Origin of the sequence: Chitinimonas arctica (assembly GCF_007431345.1) — a bacterium.
GTDB classification, from domain to species: Bacteria; Pseudomonadota; Gammaproteobacteria; order Burkholderiales; family Chitinimonadaceae; genus Chitinimonas; species Chitinimonas arctica.
In genome coordinates this window covers 2,287,616-2,304,392 of record NZ_CP041730.1, presented here as the reverse complement: position 1 = coordinate 2,304,392, position 16,777 = coordinate 2,287,616, and the positions used below count along the sequence as shown (strand labels likewise).

The window sequence follows — 16,777 nt, the reverse complement described above, 5'->3', positions numbered from 1 at the left end:
GGTGCCTGCCGGAATGACGGTGGTGGGCACCGGGGCCATGCCCTTACGGTTGCCACCTGGCGATGATCGCGCCTAATTCCCCACTTTGTTGCAGCTTCAGAAGTGCATCGCTCAAGCGTTCCTGCACCAGCGGCGCCTTGGCGCGGAACAGGGCCAGCTGGAAGCTGTAACTGTCGATGGCGGTGGGCAGGATTTCAATTTCCTCGCTTAGGCCGGCCGATTCGATTTCCCGGCTGAGGCCTTGCAGGCGGTAGTAGAAGAAGCGGCCGCGACGATTCTTCAGTTTGATCAGATTGCCTTGCGGCGTGGTGGCGGAGCTGTCCACCGACTGATGGGACAAGCGCTTCAGGCGCTCGATGACGCCGCTACCGGCAACCGCCAGCACGATATTATCGTTGCCCATCTTATGTACATCGTCCCAGCTGGTGGGTCTGGCCGGATCGCCGCGCCGGATGGCAAAGCCATAGTGGGCCTGGTACAGAGGCGGTTCGATAAACTGGAATTTGGCCGCCCGCGCGGTATTGTTGATCAGCGCGCAGGCCAGGTCCAGCTCGCCCACTTCCAGCATCCGCTCTATGCGGGGCAGGGGAAAAACCTGCTGGTCACCGCTGAAGCGCAGGCTTGGCTCGATTTTTTCGATGGCGCGCATGACCTCGATACAGATACCGCCGACCTGGCCATCCGCATGGAGGGTGAATTTAGGGGCGGCGCCATCCTGCGCCGCGGTGCGCAGCACAATTTCCGGCGCGGCGCCTGCCGCCGCGGAGCTTGCCATGGCGGCGAGCAGCAGCGTCGCGAAAAGCCAGCGTGCGGACATCGGTCATCCCCCTTCTCCTGCCGCGAGATGCGGCTATCCTTGGTGGCGACGACAAGCCCGCTCGTGGTCGCTAGCCCAGTTCCTTCAGCAGATTAGCCAACTCCACCGCCGATTTCACCCCCATCTTTTCCAATACCCGGGCACGATGGACCTCGACGGTCTTCATGCTGATATCGAGGCTATCGGCGATCTGCTTGTTCAGCTTGCCGTCCAGGAAGAGTGCCATCACTTCCTTTTCGCGCGGTGTCAGCTCGGCCAGCCGACGTTCGATCTGGCGGCGCGTTTCCCATGTCTGGCGGCGTTCGGTGTCCAGCAGCAGGCATTGTTCCACCAGGCTGACCAAGGCATTGTCGTCGAACGGCTTCTCGATGAAATCGACCGCACCATGCTTCAAGGCGGCCACCGCTTGCGGGACATCGCCGTGGCCGGTAAGGAAGACGGTAGGCGGCGTATAGGCGCGCGCGGTCAGGGTCTGGAACAGTTCCATGCCACCCATGCCGGGCATACGCAGATCCAGCACCAGGCAGGCGAAGCGGCTGACGTCGCGGTCCGCCAGCAGCGCTGCGGCGGATTCGAAGGTGGCGAGCTGATGGCCGCGCGAGGCGAACAACCACTTCAGCGCGTCGCGCACGGCGGCGTCGTCGTCAACCAGGGCAATACGGGGATCAGACGGCATGATGTTCGGTTTCCTTGAAAATGGGTTGAGTGGCCAAGGGCAGGCTCACCACGAAGCGGCTTCCGCCGCCTTCGCGAGCCTCGACGGCCAGGCGACCCTGGTGATGTTCGACGATGGTACGGCAGATATTCAAGCCCATGCCCATGCCCTCCGCCTTGGTGGTATAGAAAGGGCGGAATAATTTCTCCACATCGTCGCTGGCGATGCCGGGACCGCGGTCGGCCACGATCATATCCAGCCAGTCACCGCGCGTGCGGGTTTCGACGGTCAATTCGCAGCGCTCCTGCGGGCCTTCCACCATCGCCTCGATGGCGTTCTTGCATAGATTGAACAATACCTGCTCAAGCATCACCCTGTCCGCAAACAACTCGGTATCGTCGGCCACGCGAATCTCCACCAAGCGCACGAAATGGCGATTGAGCGGCGCGGCCAGCAGCGACAGCACCGTGTCCAGCAGATCGCCTACCCGGCAGACCGAGCGCTTCGGCTCGCGCTTTTGCACGAACTCGCGGATGCCGCGGATGATGGCACCCGCCCGCCGTGCCTGTTCGGAAATCTTGTCCAGTGCGCCATCCAGCTCTTCCGGGCGGAGCTGCCGGCTGGCGACCAGATTGCGGCAAGCGGTGCTGTAGCTGGAGATGGCCGCCAGCGGCTGGTTCAGTTCATGTGCCAGGCTGGAAGCGATCTCGCCCATGGCGATCAGGCGGGCGGTCTGCTGCAGCTTTTCGGTCTGCTGCCTTTCCCGGTCGGCAGCCTGTTTACGCTCGCTGACGTCGGTGGCGATATCCAGCCAGACGCGCGATTGGTCCACCCACAGGGTTTCGCGCCGATGATGCTGGTACCAGCGGCCCAATACCGGATCGAACCATTCGCCGCCGGGATCGGCGTGACGCAGGGGTAGTGCGCAAAGCGGTCCATCCGGCGCGGTCAGGCGGAAAGCTTCGCGGAAGGCACGGTTCGACAGCAGCAGTTCGCCGTTGCGGCGGTCGGTGACCGCCACGGCGGCGTCCAGCCCGTTCAGCACGGCCACGAAGCGCTCGTGCGATGCCTTCAAGGCTTCCCGCTCGCGTTTGAGTTCGGTGACGTCGGTCATGGAGGCCACCCAGCCGGTATGGCGGCCCTCGCCGTCGATCAGCGGGCTGGAGTAAAGCCGCACATCGAAACGCTCGCCGCTTTTGCGCTGGTAGCGTAGCGAAAATCCGTTCATCGGACATTCGCCACGCAAGATGGCGGCGAAGATCTGCGCGCACTGGTTGGTGGTCTCCGGCGCCCAATAAGGGAAGGGGGGCGTGCCGCCCAGCAGCTCTTCCGCTTCGAAGCCCACCATGCGGCAAAAAGCCGGATTGACGTGCAAGGTACGGCCTTCGCGATCGGTGGCGAACACCCCGGAGACCAGGGAATCCTCCAGCGCCTGGCGCATATTCATTTCGCGCAGCATGGCTCGCTCGGCGGTCAGGCGCTCGCGCATATGGCGCTTGAGTACCCACAGCGACCACAGCATCAGTGCCGACAGTCCGGCCAGTACCCAGTAGAGCGCATGTTGCCAGAGCGGCCAGCCGGTCAGGAAGATACGGGCGCGCAGGCGCAAGCCGTAGCCGGGCGGGTCCAGGGCGACGTCATAGCTGAGTGGCCCGGCGTCCGGCAGGGGCTGCTCCGGCCTTGCCGCCAGGGTATCGCCGTCCAGATTGACGATGCCCAGTTGGAAACGCTTGGCGATCCACCACGGCACATAATTGCGCAACAGACCCTTCAGCGAAACGATGGCGACGAAGGCGCCCAAGGTGCGATTGCCCTGCACCGCCGGAAAGGACAGGGCGACGGCCTGGCCGGCACCGGGAAAATCGAAAGGCGGTGTGCTGGAGGCGATACCGATCCGGGCGGAGCGCTGTAGCGGCTCGATGACGGCGGGCACCATCTGCAGGGGGGCCATCGATTGGGCCGGATAACTCCAGACGGCGTCGCCGAATTCATTGGTGTAGGCGATGGCCAGCACTTCGGGGCTGCTGGTCATGATATCGGCGGCGCGGCCATAAAAAGCGCCTTCGCTGATGTCGCCGCGCACCAGGTCATGCGCCATGCCTTCCAATTGCTTCTGCCTGGCGGTCAATTCGGCACGTAATGCACGATCCTGCCACAGCACCGCTTCCACCAGCTCGTCGTGCTGGCGCTGCCGCTCGTTATTGCGGATAAACAGCAGCAAAGCGACGCCGACCGCCAGGAAGCAGATCAGGGCCAGGTTGGGCATGGCCCACAACCAGCGGGCCGGTCGCGGCAGATTGGAAGTGCGTTTCATCAGACGAACCATATGACCCCGAGCCCCCCTTGCCGCTTGGGGCTTTCCCGTATGAGGCAAAAGCCGAGGCGATAGGCGATGCGATTAACTAATCTTCGATAGGGCGCCTTGGGCTGACCGAGCCGCCCTGGCGTCCTCCGAGGCTTATGTAAAGTGGACCGGCAATCTGGTCCGGGAGAATAGAACCATGCGATTTGCCCTCTTGCTGCTTGCCTGCCTGAGTACCCTGGGAAGCGCCGCTGCGAACGATACCATCCTGATCAAGTTCAGCCACGTGGTGGCGCCCGATACACCCAAGGGCCGCGCCGCCGAGAAGTTCAAGGAACTGGCCGAGAAGATGAGCGCCGGACGGGTCAAGGTACAACTCTATCCGAACGGCCAGCTCTACAAGGACCGCGAAGAAATGGCGGCCTTGCAGCGCAATGCCGTGCAGATACTCGCGCCCTCCCTGTCCAAATTCGGTGCCTTGGGTTTGCGCCAGTTCGAGCTGTTCGACCTGCCGTATATCTTCCCGAACGACAAGGTATTGTACCGGGTGATGGACGGCGAGATCGGCCAGGGCTTGCTGCGCCAGCTGAACAGCAAGGGCATCGTCGGCCTGGCCTATTGGGACAACGGCTTCAAGCATTTTTCCGCCAACCGGCCTTTGCGCACCCCCGCCGACTTCAAGGGATTGCGCATGCGCATTCAAGCCTCCAAGGTTTTGGAGGCGCAGATGAAGTCGCTGGGCGCGGTGCCCAAGGTGATCGCCTTCTCGGAGGTCTATAGCGCCCTGCAGCAGCAAGTGATCGATGGCGCCGAAAACCCGGAATCCAATTTCCGTACCCAGCGCATGCACGAGGTGCAAAAGCACCTGACCTTGTCGCAGCACGGCTACGTCGGCTATGCGGTGATCGTGAACAAGACATTCTGGGAGGGTCTGCCGACCGATCTCCGGGCACAGCTCAGCACCGCCATGCAATTGGCCACGGCCTACGAGCGGCAGATCGCCGACGAGGAAAATCGACGGGCGCTGGAGGAGGTACGGGCGGCCCATACCACCGAGATCTACGTGCTGCCGCTGGCCGACCGGGAAATATTACGCAAGCAGATGCTACCGGTGCACCGTGAGTTTCTCGATATCATCGGCAAGGACCTGATCTACGGCACCTATCGGATCGCCGCCGAGGTGGCGGCCGGCAAGTAGGCGCGCGGCTATTCCGCTCCATCCTTGTCCTGTGCCCTGGGATGGGCGCTGTCATACACCGCCGCCAGGTGCTGGAAGTCCAGCAAGGTATAGACCTGGGTGGTGGCGATACTGGCATGGCCCAGCAGTTCCTGGGTGGCCCGCAGATCCTGGCTGCCTTGCAGAAAATGGCTGGCGCAGGCATGGCGCAACCGGTGCGGATGCAGGTGGTCCGGCAGACCCAGCTTGACCGACCACTCGGCCAGGCGCAGCTGCACCGCCCGCGTGCTCATGCGGCGGCCAAAGCGGTTCAGGAACAGGGCGGCGTCGCCGGTTTGCGGTAAGGAGGCCCTATCCTGCAACCAGTCCTGGATAGTGTGGATCGCCATCTCGCCCACCGGCACCAAGCGTACCTTGCCACCCTTGCCGAGCACTTGAAGGGTGGCGCCCGCGTCGCGGAAATCCTCGCAATCGACCCCCACCAGTTCAGATACGCGCAAGCCGGAACTATAGGCCAGTTCGTACATGGCGCGGTCGCGGCGGGCCAGCGGATCGGTATCGGTCAGATTGTCGAGAAAGCCCATGGCTTCGTCCACGCCGACCGGCCGAGGGAGTTTGCGGGCTGCCCGGGGAGCTTTGATGCCTTCCACCGGATTGTGGGCGAAACCGGCTTCGCGCATCAGCAATTTGAACCAGGCCCGCCAGGCGCTGAGGCGGCGGGCGATACTGCGGGGGTCATGTCCTTGCGAATTCATGCGGCGCACGAAGCCACGGATATCCTTGCTGCCCAAGGCAGCCAGATCGGTGTCGCCCGCCAGTGTCAACAGCAGGCCGGCATCGGCCATATAGGCCGAACGGGTCGCGGCGGATCTGCCGTGCTCCCCGCGCAAATAGCGGTCCAGCCGTTCCAGCGGCGTCATGCCCTGCTCTCCCTGCGTGCCACTAATCCAGATAACGGCCAAGCGCGGCCGAAGCCAATTCGCCGATACGCGCCAGGTAGAGGGTGCCCATTTCCGGATAGAAGCGCTGTGGGTCTTCACTGGCCAGTACCAGCAAGCCAAACGGCTCGCCATCCGCCTTCAATGCGACCTGGGTGAACGATTTCAGGTGGGGTGCCGACTCGCCCAGCCAACCCATCACCTCGTCGGTGACATAGGGGCCGCAGTAGGGCGTGGCCAGGCTGCGCGCCAGCACGCGGACTTCCGCATCGACCGGTGCGAACTCGCTCAGCGTCTCGTCCGCCTCGCCGCCCCACAACCGTACCGCCAGGTGCGGCACCCGGAAATGGTCCTGCAGATGATAGTTGAGCGTGCCCAGCACGCCGGCCAAGTCCCGCGCCTGCAGCAGGCCGACGGTAAGCTTGTGGACCTTGTCGCCGATTTGATCGTTTTCCTCACCGAATTGCAGCAGCTCGCCCAGCTTGGTCTCGATCAGCTTGTTCTTTTCCCGCAAGGTCAATATCTGCCGTTCGGCGATGGGTATGGCGCGGCCGCCGTGCGGATGGGGGATAAAGATCTCCGCCACCAGATCGGCATAGTCCTCGAAGAACTTGGGATTGGCTTGCAGCCAGCTGGCTACCTCGTTCGCTTGAATCGACATATCTTGTCTCGCTCGTGGGACGCTTGAATGGTGGATGGCGGCAGCTTACAGCTCGATCTCGCCTTCGAATACGGTGACCGCCGGGCCGGTCATCCACACGGGATGCCCTTCGCCCTGCCAGCGAATAGCCAGCTCGCCGCCGTGGGTATGCACCTTGACCGAGTGATCGAGCAGCTGGCGCCGAATGCCGCTGACCACCGCGGCGCAGGCGCCCGTGCCGCACGCCAGGGTTTCGCCGGCGCCACGTTCGTACACGCGCAGGCGAATCTCGCCGCGATTGAGCACCTGCATAAAGCCGGCATTCACCCGCTGCGGAAAACGGCCGTGCCCTTCGATCAAGGGTCCGTCCTGCGCAACGGCGGCTTGGTCGATATCGGCTACCAGTTGCACGGCGTGCGGGTTCCCCATCGAGACCACGCCGATCTCCACCTGGCGGTCGCCCACTTGCAGCGAGTGGATGACGGTGTCGGCGTCGGCGACAAAGGGAATCTCGGCGGGGGCAAAGCGCGGCGCGCCCATATCCACGGTCACCAGGCCGTTTTCACCCATCTCCAGGGTGATCAGTCCCTTGGCGGTTTCGACCTTGATGCTGCGTTTGCCGGTAAGGCCGCGCTCTCGCACAAAGCGGACGAAGCAGCGCGCCCCGTTGCCGCAATGCTCGACCTCGCCGCCATCGCCGCCATTGAAGATGCGGTAGCGAAAATCGGCATCGGGATGGTGTGGTTGTTCCACCAGCAGAATCTGGTCGCAACCCACGCCGAAATGGCGGTCACCCAGTTTCAGCAGTTGCTGGCGATCCAGGCTCAGCGACTGGCTGAAACCGTCCAGCACGACGAAGTCATTGCCCAGGCCTTGCATCTTGGTAAAACGTAGCTTCATCAACGATCTGCTCCAGAACCGTCTGATTCAAGCCCAAGCCGGGCATATTCAACCATGATGCAGCGATCCATCACGGTCACGATGCCGGCGGCGCGCGCCCGCAGCGCGGCGGCTTCGTTGACGATGCCCTGCTGGATCCAGATGGCGGGCACCTTGAGTGCGATGGCGCTGGTCACGATGGCATCTACCTCGGCGGCCGTGCGGAACACATTGACCAGGTCGATGGGACCGGGGACATCTTCCAGCCGGCCATGCGCGGGCTGGCCCAAGACCTGGTCGACCAGCGGCCTGACCGGCACGATCTCGAAGCCCCAGCGCTGCATCTGGCGCGAGACGCGATAGCTGGGCCGGCTGGTGTTGGGCGACAGGCCCACTACGGCAATGCGGCGGGTGTGCCGCAGCAGCTGGCGCAGTTCCTGGTCGGAGGGATTGGTGAACATGGCGAGATGATGCCACAGCCATGCCACCTCCGCCGGGCGGGTTGATTGTGCAAGGTCATGCAACTTTGGCCTATCCGCCCTTGTCATTATCTGGAAAATATCTAGCGGATATGCCCCCCATGCCAAACAATGATGCCTGGCATTTCAGTCGCGCAGACTTGGCGATGCGCTATATCGATCAGTTCGATACTGGCTTGAATAGCGCACGCGCGTTGTTTGCCCGTCGCAGCATGGGCAAGACTGAATTCCTGCTGAAGGATATGGTTCCCGTGGCACAAGCCGGTTCCCGTGGCACAAGCCAAGGGTTACACCTGTGTATACGTCAATCTCTGGGAGCGGCAAGCCAACCCGTTTGAAGGAATTGCAGCGGTGGTGCGGCAGCGTCTGGAGCAGCCAGACCCTCAGGCCGGGTTCGATACCATGTGGCACCGAATCGACGAGCACAAGCAGCCCATCCTGCTGTTGATCGATGAAGCCCAGGTATTGACGACAAGCAGGCACACGGCAATGAGTGCATCGCTGCGCGCCGGTCTCGATGTGCGCAAGGACGCGGTCAAGATCATTTTCACGGGTTCCGGCGAACAGACGCTACGCACCATGTTCGGCAAGACCAGCCAGCCGTTCTATAACTGGGCGCCGATCGAACCGTTTCCCTTGCTAGGGCGGGAATTTGTCTCCTACATGGTCGCCACGGCCAATCGGGCGCTGCAAAAGACCTTCCACCTGGATGAGGAGATAGCCCAGGCTGCTTTCCTGACGCTCAAGGGGTCGCCGGAAGTCTTTCGGCGCTTTTTGGAGTGCTATCTCACCCGCCCGGATGAAGGCGCCGCCGGCGCGATCTCCATAGCGAACGCCAGCATGTTTTCGGATGAGGGCTTCGCGGCGGCCTGGCAAGCCTTACCCGCCATGGACCAGCTTATCCTGCAGTTTGTCGCCGCCGGCCAGCGCGCCATCACCGGCAAGGCGGCCCGTACCCATTTTGGCCATGCCCTGGGCTTGGACGATGCCGCACCGCTTCATGCCGTGAACAATGCCTTGGCCCGATTGACCGACCCGAGGCGGCATATCCTGGTCAAGGTCGAGCACGGGATCTATCAGTTCGAGGATATGGAATTCGGCCAGTGGATACAGTTGGAGCGGCCCGGCGAATAGCTGTCCCTAATTCCCCGCCGCGCGGGCCAGTGCCGCGTGCGCCACTTCCTCGAAGCGCGCCACCACGGCGTCCCAACCCAGCTGCAAAGCCACTTGGCGGGCCGCCCGGCCCAGCTCCCGCATCACACTGGGGTAGCTGGCGGCATAACGTGCTTGTTCGATGAACTGCTCGCGCTGGTCGAAATCGGCGGTCAGGCCGCTTTCGTGGTGGCGGATATGGGTAGCCGCCGCGGCGTAGCGATAGGCCACCACGCCCAAGCCGCTGGCCATCGCTTCGACCGTGACATTGCCGTAGGTTTCGGTGGTGCTGGGAAAGAGGAAAATATCGGCCGAGGCGTAATGGCTGGCGAGGTCTTCGCCACGGCGCATGCCGGCGAACAAGTGCTGGGGATGGCTGGCTTGCAGGGCGCTCCGTTCCGGACCGTCCCCCACCCAAAGCAATTTGCTGTCCGGGCGGATGGCGCGCATCTCGCGAAAAGCCGCCTGCACCAGCGGCAAGTTCTTTTCTGCCGCCATCCGGCCGACATAGGCGACGACCTGGGTGGCATCGCCCGCCCCCCATGTCCGGCGTAGTTCGCTTGAACGTCTGGCAGGGTCGAACAGGGCGGTATCCACGCCGCGCGAGACGACCTGCAGATGGCCGAAGCCCTGCCCATCCAACCGTGCACGCACGTCCTCGCTGGGGACCAGGGTGGCCAGGTTGCGGTTATGGAAATGGCGCAGATAGCCGCGCACCGGCCTCATCAGCCAGGCCATGCCGTAATGGGCGCTGTAGCTGTGGAAATTGGTGTGGAATTCGGAAATGGCCGGGATACCCAGGCGGCGGGCGGCCTGCAAGGCGCTCCAGCCCAGCGGGCCTTCGGTGACGGCGACGACCAGGTCGGGGCGGTTCTCCCGCCACCGCTTCAACAGGCGCCGGCCGGCCGGCAGGCCAAAGCGCAGGTCCGGGTAGCGTGGTAGCGATAAGCCGGCTACCAGCATGGTGTCGGCGGCCGCGCTGTCGCCCTGCTGGCGCGGCCGGATCAGATCGACCTGGTGGCCGCGCGCGGCCAGGCCGCTGACCATGCGGCCCACGGTCATGGCGACGCCGTTGATTTCCGGCGGATAGGTTTCGGTAACGATGGCAAGGCGGAGTGGGGTGGGACGCATGCTGCGCAGACTGCTGACCGGCCATGTCGGCGCGGTGACGCTGGCATGAAGGTTTCGTGAAACGGGCGAAGCCCTAGTGTTTGTGGCCGTGGTGAGGGTTTTTTACGATTGCGCCCAGGCTGATGACTTTGCCTCGCGGAGGCTGCAGCCAGCTCGGTTGCAGCGTGACATGATCGATGCCGTAGTCCTTGGCCAGCATGGCCTGGCCCGCCGCCAGCAAGCGCGGCCAGGCGTCCGCCACGTCGATGATCAGATGGGCGGATAGCGCCACCCGTTCCGGCCCCAGGTGCCAGACATGCAGATCGTGCACCGATTGCACCCCCTTCAGCATGGCCAGCGCCTTGCCGATCGCCTCCAGGTCGAGATGCGCGGGCACCCCCTCCATCAGCATATGGCTCGATTGCAGCACCAGGTTCCAGGTGGAGCGCAGGATCAGCAGCGCGACCAACAGGGACAGCAGGGGATCGATCGGCGCCCAGCCGGTCAGCCAGATCACCAGGCCGGCCAGGATGGCCGCCACCGAGCCGAGCAGGTCGCCCAGCACATGCATCAACGCGGCGCGCGAGTTCATATTGTGGCTGTCGTTCGACAGTAGCCAGGCCGCCAGCAGATTGACCAGCAAGCCGACCACGGCAATCGCGATCACGCCGACGCCATTGACCGGCTTGGGCTGCATCAGCCGCCCCAGCGCTTCGAAGACGATCCAGCCCACCATGGCCAGCATGAAAAGGCTATTGATCAGCGCACCCAGCACCTCGGCGCGGGCATAGCCATAGGAATTGCGGGTCGAGGCCGGCCGGCGCGCCACCATCTGGGCAAATAGCGCCAGGCCCAGCGCCGCCGCGTCGGTCACCATATGGCCGGCATCGGACAGCAAGGCCAGCGAGCCGCTCCACAGCCCGCCCATTGCTTCCACCAGCGCATAGCCGGCGGTAAGCAGCAGGGCCAGCAGTAATCTGCGGCGGCTGGCGCTATGGTGATCGTGCGGATGCTGCGGGTGGGTGGCGGACATGGACGTATCAGGATAGCAATATTTGCAGGCTTGTCTCGCCAGTGGGCTCGCCCTGTTCGAAGCGCCGTTCGGTGAAGCTGAGCCCTTGCCGGCTTACCCGCACCAGGCTGGCGGCCCGGGTGCCGTAGTCGGCGGAGCGGATAAAGGCGGCCGAGAGCAGGCGCTCCCACTCCAGCGGCACGCCAGTACGGGGCAAATGTTCATCCGCCGCCAGGCTGGGGTCGAGCAGTAGCTGGAACAGTGCCTTGTCCAGCTCGGCTGCGGCATGTGCGCGTGACATCTCTTGCCGCAGACCGGCCTTGAGCTTTTCCAGCTTGGGCCAGGGGGTGTCGAAGCGGGCATTGGACACCGCATGGACGCCTGAACCGAAGCGCACCACGCAATCGAAGCGGCTTTCATAACCCAGCAGGCGCCGACCGTCGTAGAGCAGTAGATTGAAATCGTTATACCGGTCCGCCTCGGCCCGAAGGCGGGCGATATAGTCGGCGGCGCTTTCGTTCCCCTGCAGAAAGCCGCTGACCAGCCCGCCGCGCGACAGCGCATCGGGCTTCGAGCGGCTGGGATCGCGATAGTTCGTCAGCGCGGCCAGCCGGCCGGCCCGGTTCACGCCCAGCCAGCCACCACCCGCGCGCAGATCGCGGCCGGCCAATACTTTCCCGTCATCCCACCAGGCTAGCGCTGCGGCTGGACGAGCATGGAACTCGTCACGATTGGCCAGCAACAGCAAAGGCGTGTCAGCGGTGGGATCCCAGTTGAAGGCAATCAGACACATGCCGGTATTCTGCGGCTTTGCGGGCAAAAAAACAGCCATGGAAATGAGGGGGCATTGTTTTGCCCCTTAGTTCCTAAGCAACCAAGAATCGGACTGTCGAAATCGTGTGCAAGCCGTTGAATTGGATGGCCGTTTGTTTCAGGATGAGCTATGTAAAATTTATAAGTGGTGGAAAAAACGAAAGACGACGGCGACGAAATGGCTACTGTCGCGACGATGACGATGCATTTCAGGCAACCACCTTGTCAATTCTCCATTCATGACCCCCAAAGTGCGCCAGTAGAGCCTGACCGATCGTCTCCACTACAGGAGGCCCTGGTGAAGTTTGAGGACAGTATTCGTCATGATGCTGAAGAGAACGGCGCCTTCTTTGATGTCTGTGGTGCGATGCGCTTGTTTCGAAAGGGGCATCCGGACCACATCGGATTTTCGACAAGCGAAGCCACGGCGCTGCATGGCTGCGCCTTTACCCATAACCACCCGAACGGCGGCGCATTTTCAGTTGCGGATGTGAAAATTGCGTGCAGTATGGAACTGCAAGAATTACGTGTTGTTACAAAGCAGTTTCGCTTTATCATGCGTCCCGGCAGCCAAGGGTGGCCAATTTCGACGCGCATCTCACATGTGCATTCGCAATCTGAGATTGTGGCTAACAATGAGATCCGGCATATGTTGTCTGCTGGGCATCTGTCCTACTATCACTGCGCGGCCGAGCTTGATCACCAGATCTGGGTACAGTTAGCTCACCGCCTTGGATTGACATACAGAAGGGAGAAATCATGAACCCAACCGAACGTTTCCTCGCGGAGTCGGCGGAACTTGAGGAGCGCAACCGTCGAGAAGGCATGGTTGTATTCGATGACCGTCCGACTGTGCGATATATCCAAGCACTCGTAAGTGAGTTGGATGACGAGATCAACCAGGCCGGTGGGTTTGAGGCTTGGCGAGCTAAGCAACGCGCTGCTTGAATCGACAAGCGTGCGATACAGCCTGTTCTACCCATTGTCGCGTTTCGAGGCCCGTGACCGCAGTCGTTCCTGACTGTGGCCTCCCACTCATGCCTCACCTGTTTACCCCTGCCGATTACCGCAACATGCCCTGGCGCAACGGCGGGGGCACCACCTGCGAATTGTTTCGGCTGTCTCATCCGGCGCGGCCAGATGATTTCGCCTTACGCTTGTCCATCGCCGACGTTGCGCAGGGCGGGCCGTTTTCCCTATTCCCCGGTGTGGATCGTAGCCTGATGCTATTGGAGGGGGCCGGCATGCTGCTGGACTTCGGCACCCACACCGTGCGCATGGATCGCCCCTGCCAGCCTATCGATTTTCCCGGGGAGGCGGCGGTCGATTGCCGCTTGCTGGATGGGCCTTTGCGCGATTTCAACCTGATGGTGGCGCGCGATTGGGGCCAGGCCGCACTGCGGGTGTTGGCGCTGGCCGAAGGCGCCGAGCTGGCGCTATCAGGGTGCCAATGGACCTTGGTCCATGCCCTGGCCGGCCAGTTGCGCCTGGGTGGCCGGTTGATCGAGGCGGGCCAGCTCTTGCTGCTCCAGGACGAGGCGGTCAGCCTCCGTGCCGGGCCGGCCAGCAGGGTGGTCGTGGTGGAGGCGGGTGCAACGGTATAATCCGGGTATTGTCCCTTTCCCGGTCCCTGGTCATGTCCGCACCCACCGCACCCGATGCGAATCTCACGGTCGATCTTTCCGGCCTCAATTGCCCGCTGCCCATCCTGCGTGCCAAGAAAGCGCTGGCCGACCTGCCCAGCGGCACGATCCTGCACCTGATCTGCACCGATCCCGGCACGCCTGCCGATTTCCAGGCTTTCTGCCAACAGACCGGCCACGGTATTGCGCACCAGGAGCAATTGGACGGCAAGTACCTATTCTGGCTGCGCCGTCGCTAGGACCGCGCTGATTTTCCTTGCCGGCGGCGAGCCCGCCGGCCCGAACCTATTCGATGGATGCCCGCATGCAAACCCTTACCCTGATCCGTCCCGACGACTGGCATCTGCACCTGCGCGACGGCGCCGCACTGCAAGCGGTCCTGCCCGATACCGCCCGCCGTTTCGGCCGTGCCATCGTGATGCCCAATCTGAAGCCGCCCGTGCGCACGGTGGCCGATGCCGCCGCCTACCGCGACCGTATCCTGGCCGCCCTTCCCGCCGGCATGCGCTTCGAGCCGTTGATGACGCTATACCTGACCGATGTCACCCCGCCCGATGAAATCGCCCGGGTGGCGGAGAGCGGTTTCGTCAAAGCCATCAAGCTCTACCCGGCTGGCGCCACCACCAATTCGGACCAGGGCTTGACCGATATCGCCAAGGCCATGCCTACACTGGCGGCCATGGCCGAACTGGGCGTGCCCTTACTTGTGCATGGCGAGGTGACCGACCCGGCGGTCGATGTATTCGACCGGGAAGCGGTATTTATCGAGCAGGTGATGAAGCCCTTGCTGGAGAAGCTGCCGACGCTGAAAGTGGTGTTCGAACATATCACCACCCGCCAGGCGGCGAATTTCGTCTGGAGCGCGCCGGCCAATGTCGCCGCCACCATAACCGCGCACCATCTGCTGATGAATCGCAATGCGCTGTTCCAGGGCGGTATCCGGCCGCACCACTACTGTTTGCCGGTACTCAAGCGCGAGTCGCACCGCGAGGCTTTGCTGGAAGTGGCCACCAGCGGCAGTCCGAAGTTCTTCCTCGGTACCGACAGTGCGCCGCACGGCAAGCGCACCAAGGAGGCTGCTTGCGGTTGCGCCGGGATGTATACCGCCAACAATGGCATCGAACTGTATGCCGAAGCCTTCGAGGCGGCCGGTGCCCTGGACAAGCTGGAAGGTTTTGCCAGCCGTTTCGGCCCGCTGTTCTACGGCCTGCCGGCCAATGACGACACCATCACGCTGGTGAAGGAAAGCACGCCGGTGGCGAACGAGCTGCCCTATCTGGCGGACGACACCCTGGTACCGCTGCGGGCTGGCGAAACGGTTGCGTGGCGGTTGCAGGATTGATGCGCTTGGCGCCTTTTCGCGAGAAATCGCGGGGGGCTTGACGGCGGTGGTAGACTAGCTGGGCGAAGTCGGCCGGACAGTCGCCGCTCGCCTTCGGGCGGGGGGAGGAAAGTCCGGGCTTCATAGGGCAGGATGCTGGCTAACGGCCAGGCGCCGTGAGGCGACGGAAAGTGGAACAGAGAGCTGAACCGCCGATGGCCGGACCGATAGCCGCAAGGGTATCGATTCGGATCAGGCAAGGGTGAAAAGGTGGCCGCGAGAGCGGTGGCCGGTCGCAAGGCCGGTCCGGTAAGAGCGCACCGCTCGACTGGCGACAGTTCGAGGCAGGCTAAACCCCATCCGAAGCAAGACCAAATAGGCAAGCGTTGACGGGGCCCCCTGAGCTTGCGGGTAGGTTGCTTGAGGCGTGCAGTAATGTACGTCCTAGAGGAATGACTGTCGGCGGCGGGTAACCGCCGTGTCACAGGACCCGGCTTACAGGCCGACTTCGCACTGCTCAAAGAAAAAAGGACGTGGCCAATGCCGCGTCCTTTTTTGTTCTGCGAAGACCAAAGTGAGCTTGCGAGCAGCCAAACCTGATGGCTACGTTTTTGAGCCTCAAAAAGCGTACAGAGGCATAAAAAAATCCGGGCGCTAGAAGTCGATGTCGGTCGGCGGCGCCCGGCTACCGCTGCGATGCGTAAGGCTCAATCAAGTGTAAGGATTGCTGGTTTGCGGAGAAGTTCCGTAATTATTCACGTTTACAGTCATCATTTTCTATCGACCTATTATTTTTAATAGAAAAAGATAATGCCAGGCTAAAAATTCCGCCGTAAATCCATGCCTTTGTATAAGGAAGCGACCTCATCAGCATAGCCATTGAACATCAAGGTCTTACGCTTGAGGAATTCACCGATGCGGCGCTCGCTGGCCTGGCTCCAGCGCGGGTGGTCCACCTCTGGATTGACGTTGGAATAGAAGCCGTATTCCGTGGGAATGCTGCGTGTCCAGCTGCTCACCGGCTGTTGTTCCACCAGGCGGATCCTGACGATGGACTTGATGCTCTTGAAGCCATATTTCCACGGCACCACCAGGCGGATGGGTGCCCCGTTCTGGTTCGGTAGCGGCCGGCCATACAGGCCGACGGCCAGGATGGTCAGCGGATGCATCGCCTCGTCCAGGCGTAGGCCTTCGATATAGGGCCAGTCCAGCGTCCGGCTCTTTTGCCCCGGCATCTGGTCGGGCGCCAGCAGGCTGGTGAATTCGACATACTTGCCGCGCGAGTTGGGCTGCAGCTGCTTGAGCAGCGCGGATAGCGGCAGGCCTATCCAGGGAATGACCATGGACCAGCCCTCCACGCAGCGCAGGCGGTAGATGCGCTCTTCCAGCGCCGCCAGCTTGATCAGCTCATCCAGATCGTAACGGCGAGGCTTGCCGATCTCCCCGCTGGTTTCCACGGTCCAGGGCCGGGTTCTCAGGCTGCCGGCGTGCTCGGCCGGGTCGCTTTTGTCGGTGCCGAATTCATAGAAATTATTGTAGTGGGTGACCTCTTCAAAGCTGTTCTTCGCCTCGCTGGTGCTGTAGCGGCTTTTGTAAAAGGTCGGCAAGGCAGCTGGCGCCGCCGCCTCGGCGGACGGCAGCAGGCTCGCCAGCGCCAGGCCGGCACTGCCTTGCAGCCATTCGCGGCGATTGAGATAGATGCTTTCCGGCGTGATTTCGCTGGGGGCGATGGCGGCGGGACGATAGGCGGGCATGGGGACGGCTCCTGCGGGCTGATGTAGCGATGCCAGTTGGTCGTATCTACCGCCACGACCTTACACCCCTTCCAGTGCTTAAGAG

The 16,777-nt window shown here is 62.6% G+C and carries 18 protein-coding genes and 1 other RNA gene; 8 read left to right on the top strand and 11 right to left on the bottom strand.

The features are described from left to right. Window positions 1–43: 43 nt before the first annotated feature. The 3 genes from FNU76_RS10525 to FNU76_RS10515 form a co-directional block, all read right to left on the bottom strand. Window positions 44–817, bottom strand: a complete 774-nt coding sequence (locus tag FNU76_RS10525) for a substrate-binding periplasmic protein (protein WP_144278157.1) — start codon at window positions 815–817, stop codon at window positions 44–46. A gap of 70 nt (window positions 818–887) precedes the next feature. After that, on the bottom strand, window positions 888–1,493 hold the full coding sequence (locus FNU76_RS10520; protein WP_144278156.1) for a response regulator transcription factor: 606 nt from the start codon (window positions 1,491–1,493) through the stop codon (window positions 888–890). Continuing rightward, window positions 1,483–3,786 (bottom strand): PAS domain-containing sensor histidine kinase, encoded by a 2,304-nt coding sequence (locus tag FNU76_RS10515; RefSeq protein ID WP_179958427.1) that lies wholly within the window; start codon window positions 3,784–3,786, stop codon window positions 1,483–1,485. The genes FNU76_RS10520 and FNU76_RS10515 overlap by 11 nt, the downstream gene beginning before the upstream one ends. 187 nt (window positions 3,787–3,973) lie before the next feature. Between FNU76_RS10515 and FNU76_RS10510 the strand changes: the two genes are divergently transcribed. Further along, a complete protein-coding gene (locus FNU76_RS10510) occupies window positions 3,974–4,972 on the top strand; it encodes a TRAP transporter substrate-binding protein (protein WP_144278154.1) in 999 nt (332 codons plus the stop codon). An 8-nt stretch (window positions 4,973–4,980) separates the two neighbouring features. Here FNU76_RS10510 and FNU76_RS10505 read toward each other — a convergent pair whose 3' ends face one another. From FNU76_RS10505 to FNU76_RS10490, 4 genes are read right to left on the bottom strand one after another with little or no spacing between them, the layout of a single operon-like run. After that, window positions 4,981–5,871: a tyrosine recombinase XerC gene (locus FNU76_RS10505; RefSeq protein WP_144278153.1), complete on the bottom strand. Its 891-nt coding sequence runs from the start codon at window positions 5,869–5,871 to the stop codon at window positions 4,981–4,983. Between the two features lie 22 nt (window positions 5,872–5,893). Beyond that, the gene (locus tag FNU76_RS10500; RefSeq protein ID WP_223879300.1) at window positions 5,894–6,550 is read right to left on the bottom strand and encodes a DUF484 family protein; all 657 of its coding nucleotides are present in this window, start codon (window positions 6,548–6,550) and stop codon (window positions 5,894–5,896) included. A gap of 45 nt (window positions 6,551–6,595) precedes the next feature. Continuing rightward, entirely contained in the window at window positions 6,596–7,429 is an 834-nt protein-coding gene (gene dapF / locus FNU76_RS10495) for a diaminopimelate epimerase (protein WP_144278152.1), read from the bottom strand. Next, window positions 7,429–7,869 carry a CoA-binding protein gene (locus FNU76_RS10490; RefSeq protein ID WP_144278151.1) on the bottom strand — a complete coding sequence of 147 codons (441 nt, stop codon included), beginning with the start codon at window positions 7,867–7,869 and terminating at the stop codon, window positions 7,429–7,431. Before FNU76_RS10490 ends, dapF begins: the two co-directional genes overlap by 1 nt. Before the next feature lie 288 nt (window positions 7,870–8,157). On the opposite strand from FNU76_RS10490, the gene FNU76_RS10485 reads away from it, so the two are divergent. Beyond that, window positions 8,158–9,021, top strand: a complete 864-nt coding sequence (locus FNU76_RS10485; RefSeq protein WP_144278150.1) for an ATP-binding protein — start codon at window positions 8,158–8,160, stop codon at window positions 9,019–9,021. Between the two features lie 6 nt (window positions 9,022–9,027). On the opposite strand, the gene FNU76_RS10480 is transcribed toward FNU76_RS10485, so the two are convergent. The 3 genes from FNU76_RS10480 to FNU76_RS10470 all read right to left on the bottom strand — a co-directional run bounded on the left by FNU76_RS10480 (window position 9,028) and on the right by FNU76_RS10470 (window position 11,954). After that, window positions 9,028–10,170 (bottom strand): glycosyltransferase family 4 protein, encoded by a 1,143-nt coding sequence (locus FNU76_RS10480; protein ID WP_144278149.1) that lies wholly within the window; start codon window positions 10,168–10,170, stop codon window positions 9,028–9,030. A 73-nt stretch (window positions 10,171–10,243) separates the two neighbouring features. Further along, on the bottom strand, window positions 10,244–11,182 hold the full coding sequence (locus FNU76_RS10475; protein ID WP_144278148.1) for a cation diffusion facilitator family transporter: 939 nt from the start codon (window positions 11,180–11,182) through the stop codon (window positions 10,244–10,246). A 7-nt stretch (window positions 11,183–11,189) separates the two neighbouring features. Then, a complete protein-coding gene (locus FNU76_RS10470) occupies window positions 11,190–11,954 on the bottom strand; it encodes an NRDE family protein (RefSeq protein ID WP_179958426.1) in 765 nt (254 codons plus the stop codon). 318 nt (window positions 11,955–12,272) lie between these two features. On the opposite strand from FNU76_RS10470, the gene FNU76_RS10465 reads away from it, so the two are divergent. The 6 genes from FNU76_RS10465 to rnpB all read left to right on the top strand — a co-directional run bounded on the left by FNU76_RS10465 (window position 12,273) and on the right by rnpB (window position 15,452). After that, on the top strand, window positions 12,273–12,737 hold the full coding sequence (locus tag FNU76_RS10465) for a hypothetical protein (RefSeq protein ID WP_144278146.1): 465 nt from the start codon (window positions 12,273–12,275) through the stop codon (window positions 12,735–12,737). Beyond that, window positions 12,734–12,922 (top strand): hypothetical protein, encoded by a 189-nt coding sequence (locus tag FNU76_RS10460; RefSeq protein ID WP_144278145.1) that lies wholly within the window; start codon window positions 12,734–12,736, stop codon window positions 12,920–12,922. The genes FNU76_RS10465 and FNU76_RS10460 overlap by 4 nt, the downstream gene beginning before the upstream one ends. Window positions 12,923–13,011: 89 nt before the next feature. Then, window positions 13,012–13,578, top strand: a complete 567-nt coding sequence (locus tag FNU76_RS10455; protein ID WP_144278144.1) for a HutD/Ves family protein — start codon at window positions 13,012–13,014, stop codon at window positions 13,576–13,578. Between the two features lie 32 nt (window positions 13,579–13,610). Next, complete coding sequence (locus tag FNU76_RS10450; protein WP_144278143.1) at window positions 13,611–13,856, top strand: sulfurtransferase TusA family protein; 246 nt, start codon at window positions 13,611–13,613, stop codon at window positions 13,854–13,856. A gap of 65 nt (window positions 13,857–13,921) precedes the next feature. Beyond that, a complete protein-coding gene (pyrC, locus tag FNU76_RS10445; RefSeq protein ID WP_144278142.1) occupies window positions 13,922–14,959 on the top strand; it encodes a dihydroorotase in 1,038 nt (345 codons plus the stop codon). A 64-nt stretch (window positions 14,960–15,023) separates the two neighbouring features. Beyond that, an RNA gene (rnpB, locus tag FNU76_RS10440) (RNase P RNA component class A) lies at window positions 15,024–15,452 on the top strand. A 304-nt stretch (window positions 15,453–15,756) separates the two neighbouring features. Here the strand turns inward: rnpB and msrP are convergent. Further along, window positions 15,757–16,692: a protein-methionine-sulfoxide reductase catalytic subunit MsrP gene (msrP, locus tag FNU76_RS10435; protein WP_144278141.1), complete on the bottom strand. Its 936-nt coding sequence runs from the start codon at window positions 16,690–16,692 to the stop codon at window positions 15,757–15,759. Window positions 16,693–16,777 lie beyond the last annotated feature (85 nt).

Coding starts and splice junctions, on each gene's coding strand:
- FNU76_RS10525 (WP_144278157.1), bottom strand. CDS start 817: ATGTCCGCACGCTGGCTTTTCGCGACGCTGCTGCTCGCCGCCATGGCA.
- FNU76_RS10520 (WP_144278156.1), bottom strand. CDS start 1,493: ATGCCGTCTGATCCCCGTATTGCCCTGGTTGACGACGACGCCGCCGTG.
- FNU76_RS10515 (WP_179958427.1), bottom strand. CDS start 3,786: ATGAAACGCACTTCCAATCTGCCGCGACCGGCCCGCTGGTTGTGGGCC.
- FNU76_RS10510 (WP_144278154.1), top strand. CDS start 3,974: ATGCGATTTGCCCTCTTGCTGCTTGCCTGCCTGAGTACCCTGGGAAGC.
- FNU76_RS10505 (WP_144278153.1), bottom strand. CDS start 5,871: ATGACGCCGCTGGAACGGCTGGACCGCTATTTGCGCGGGGAGCACGGC.
- FNU76_RS10500 (WP_223879300.1), bottom strand. CDS start 6,550: ATGTCGATTCAAGCGAACGAGGTAGCCAGCTGGCTGCAAGCCAATCCC.
- dapF (WP_144278152.1), bottom strand. CDS start 7,429: ATGAAGCTACGTTTTACCAAGATGCAAGGCCTGGGCAATGACTTCGTC.
- FNU76_RS10490 (WP_144278151.1), bottom strand. CDS start 7,869: ATGTTCACCAATCCCTCCGACCAGGAACTGCGCCAGCTGCTGCGGCAC.
- FNU76_RS10480 (WP_144278149.1), bottom strand. CDS start 10,170: ATGCGTCCCACCCCACTCCGCCTTGCCATCGTTACCGAAACCTATCCG.
- FNU76_RS10475 (WP_144278148.1), bottom strand. CDS start 11,182: ATGTCCGCCACCCACCCGCAGCATCCGCACGATCACCATAGCGCCAGC.
- FNU76_RS10470 (WP_179958426.1), bottom strand. CDS start 11,954: ATGTGTCTGATTGCCTTCAACTGGGATCCCACCGCTGACACGCCTTTG.
- FNU76_RS10460 (WP_144278145.1), top strand. CDS start 12,734: ATGAACCCAACCGAACGTTTCCTCGCGGAGTCGGCGGAACTTGAGGAG.
- FNU76_RS10455 (WP_144278144.1), top strand. CDS start 13,012: ATGCCTCACCTGTTTACCCCTGCCGATTACCGCAACATGCCCTGGCGC.
- FNU76_RS10450 (WP_144278143.1), top strand. CDS start 13,611: ATGTCCGCACCCACCGCACCCGATGCGAATCTCACGGTCGATCTTTCC.
- pyrC (WP_144278142.1), top strand. CDS start 13,922: ATGCAAACCCTTACCCTGATCCGTCCCGACGACTGGCATCTGCACCTG.
- msrP (WP_144278141.1), bottom strand. CDS start 16,692: ATGCCCGCCTATCGTCCCGCCGCCATCGCCCCCAGCGAAATCACGCCG.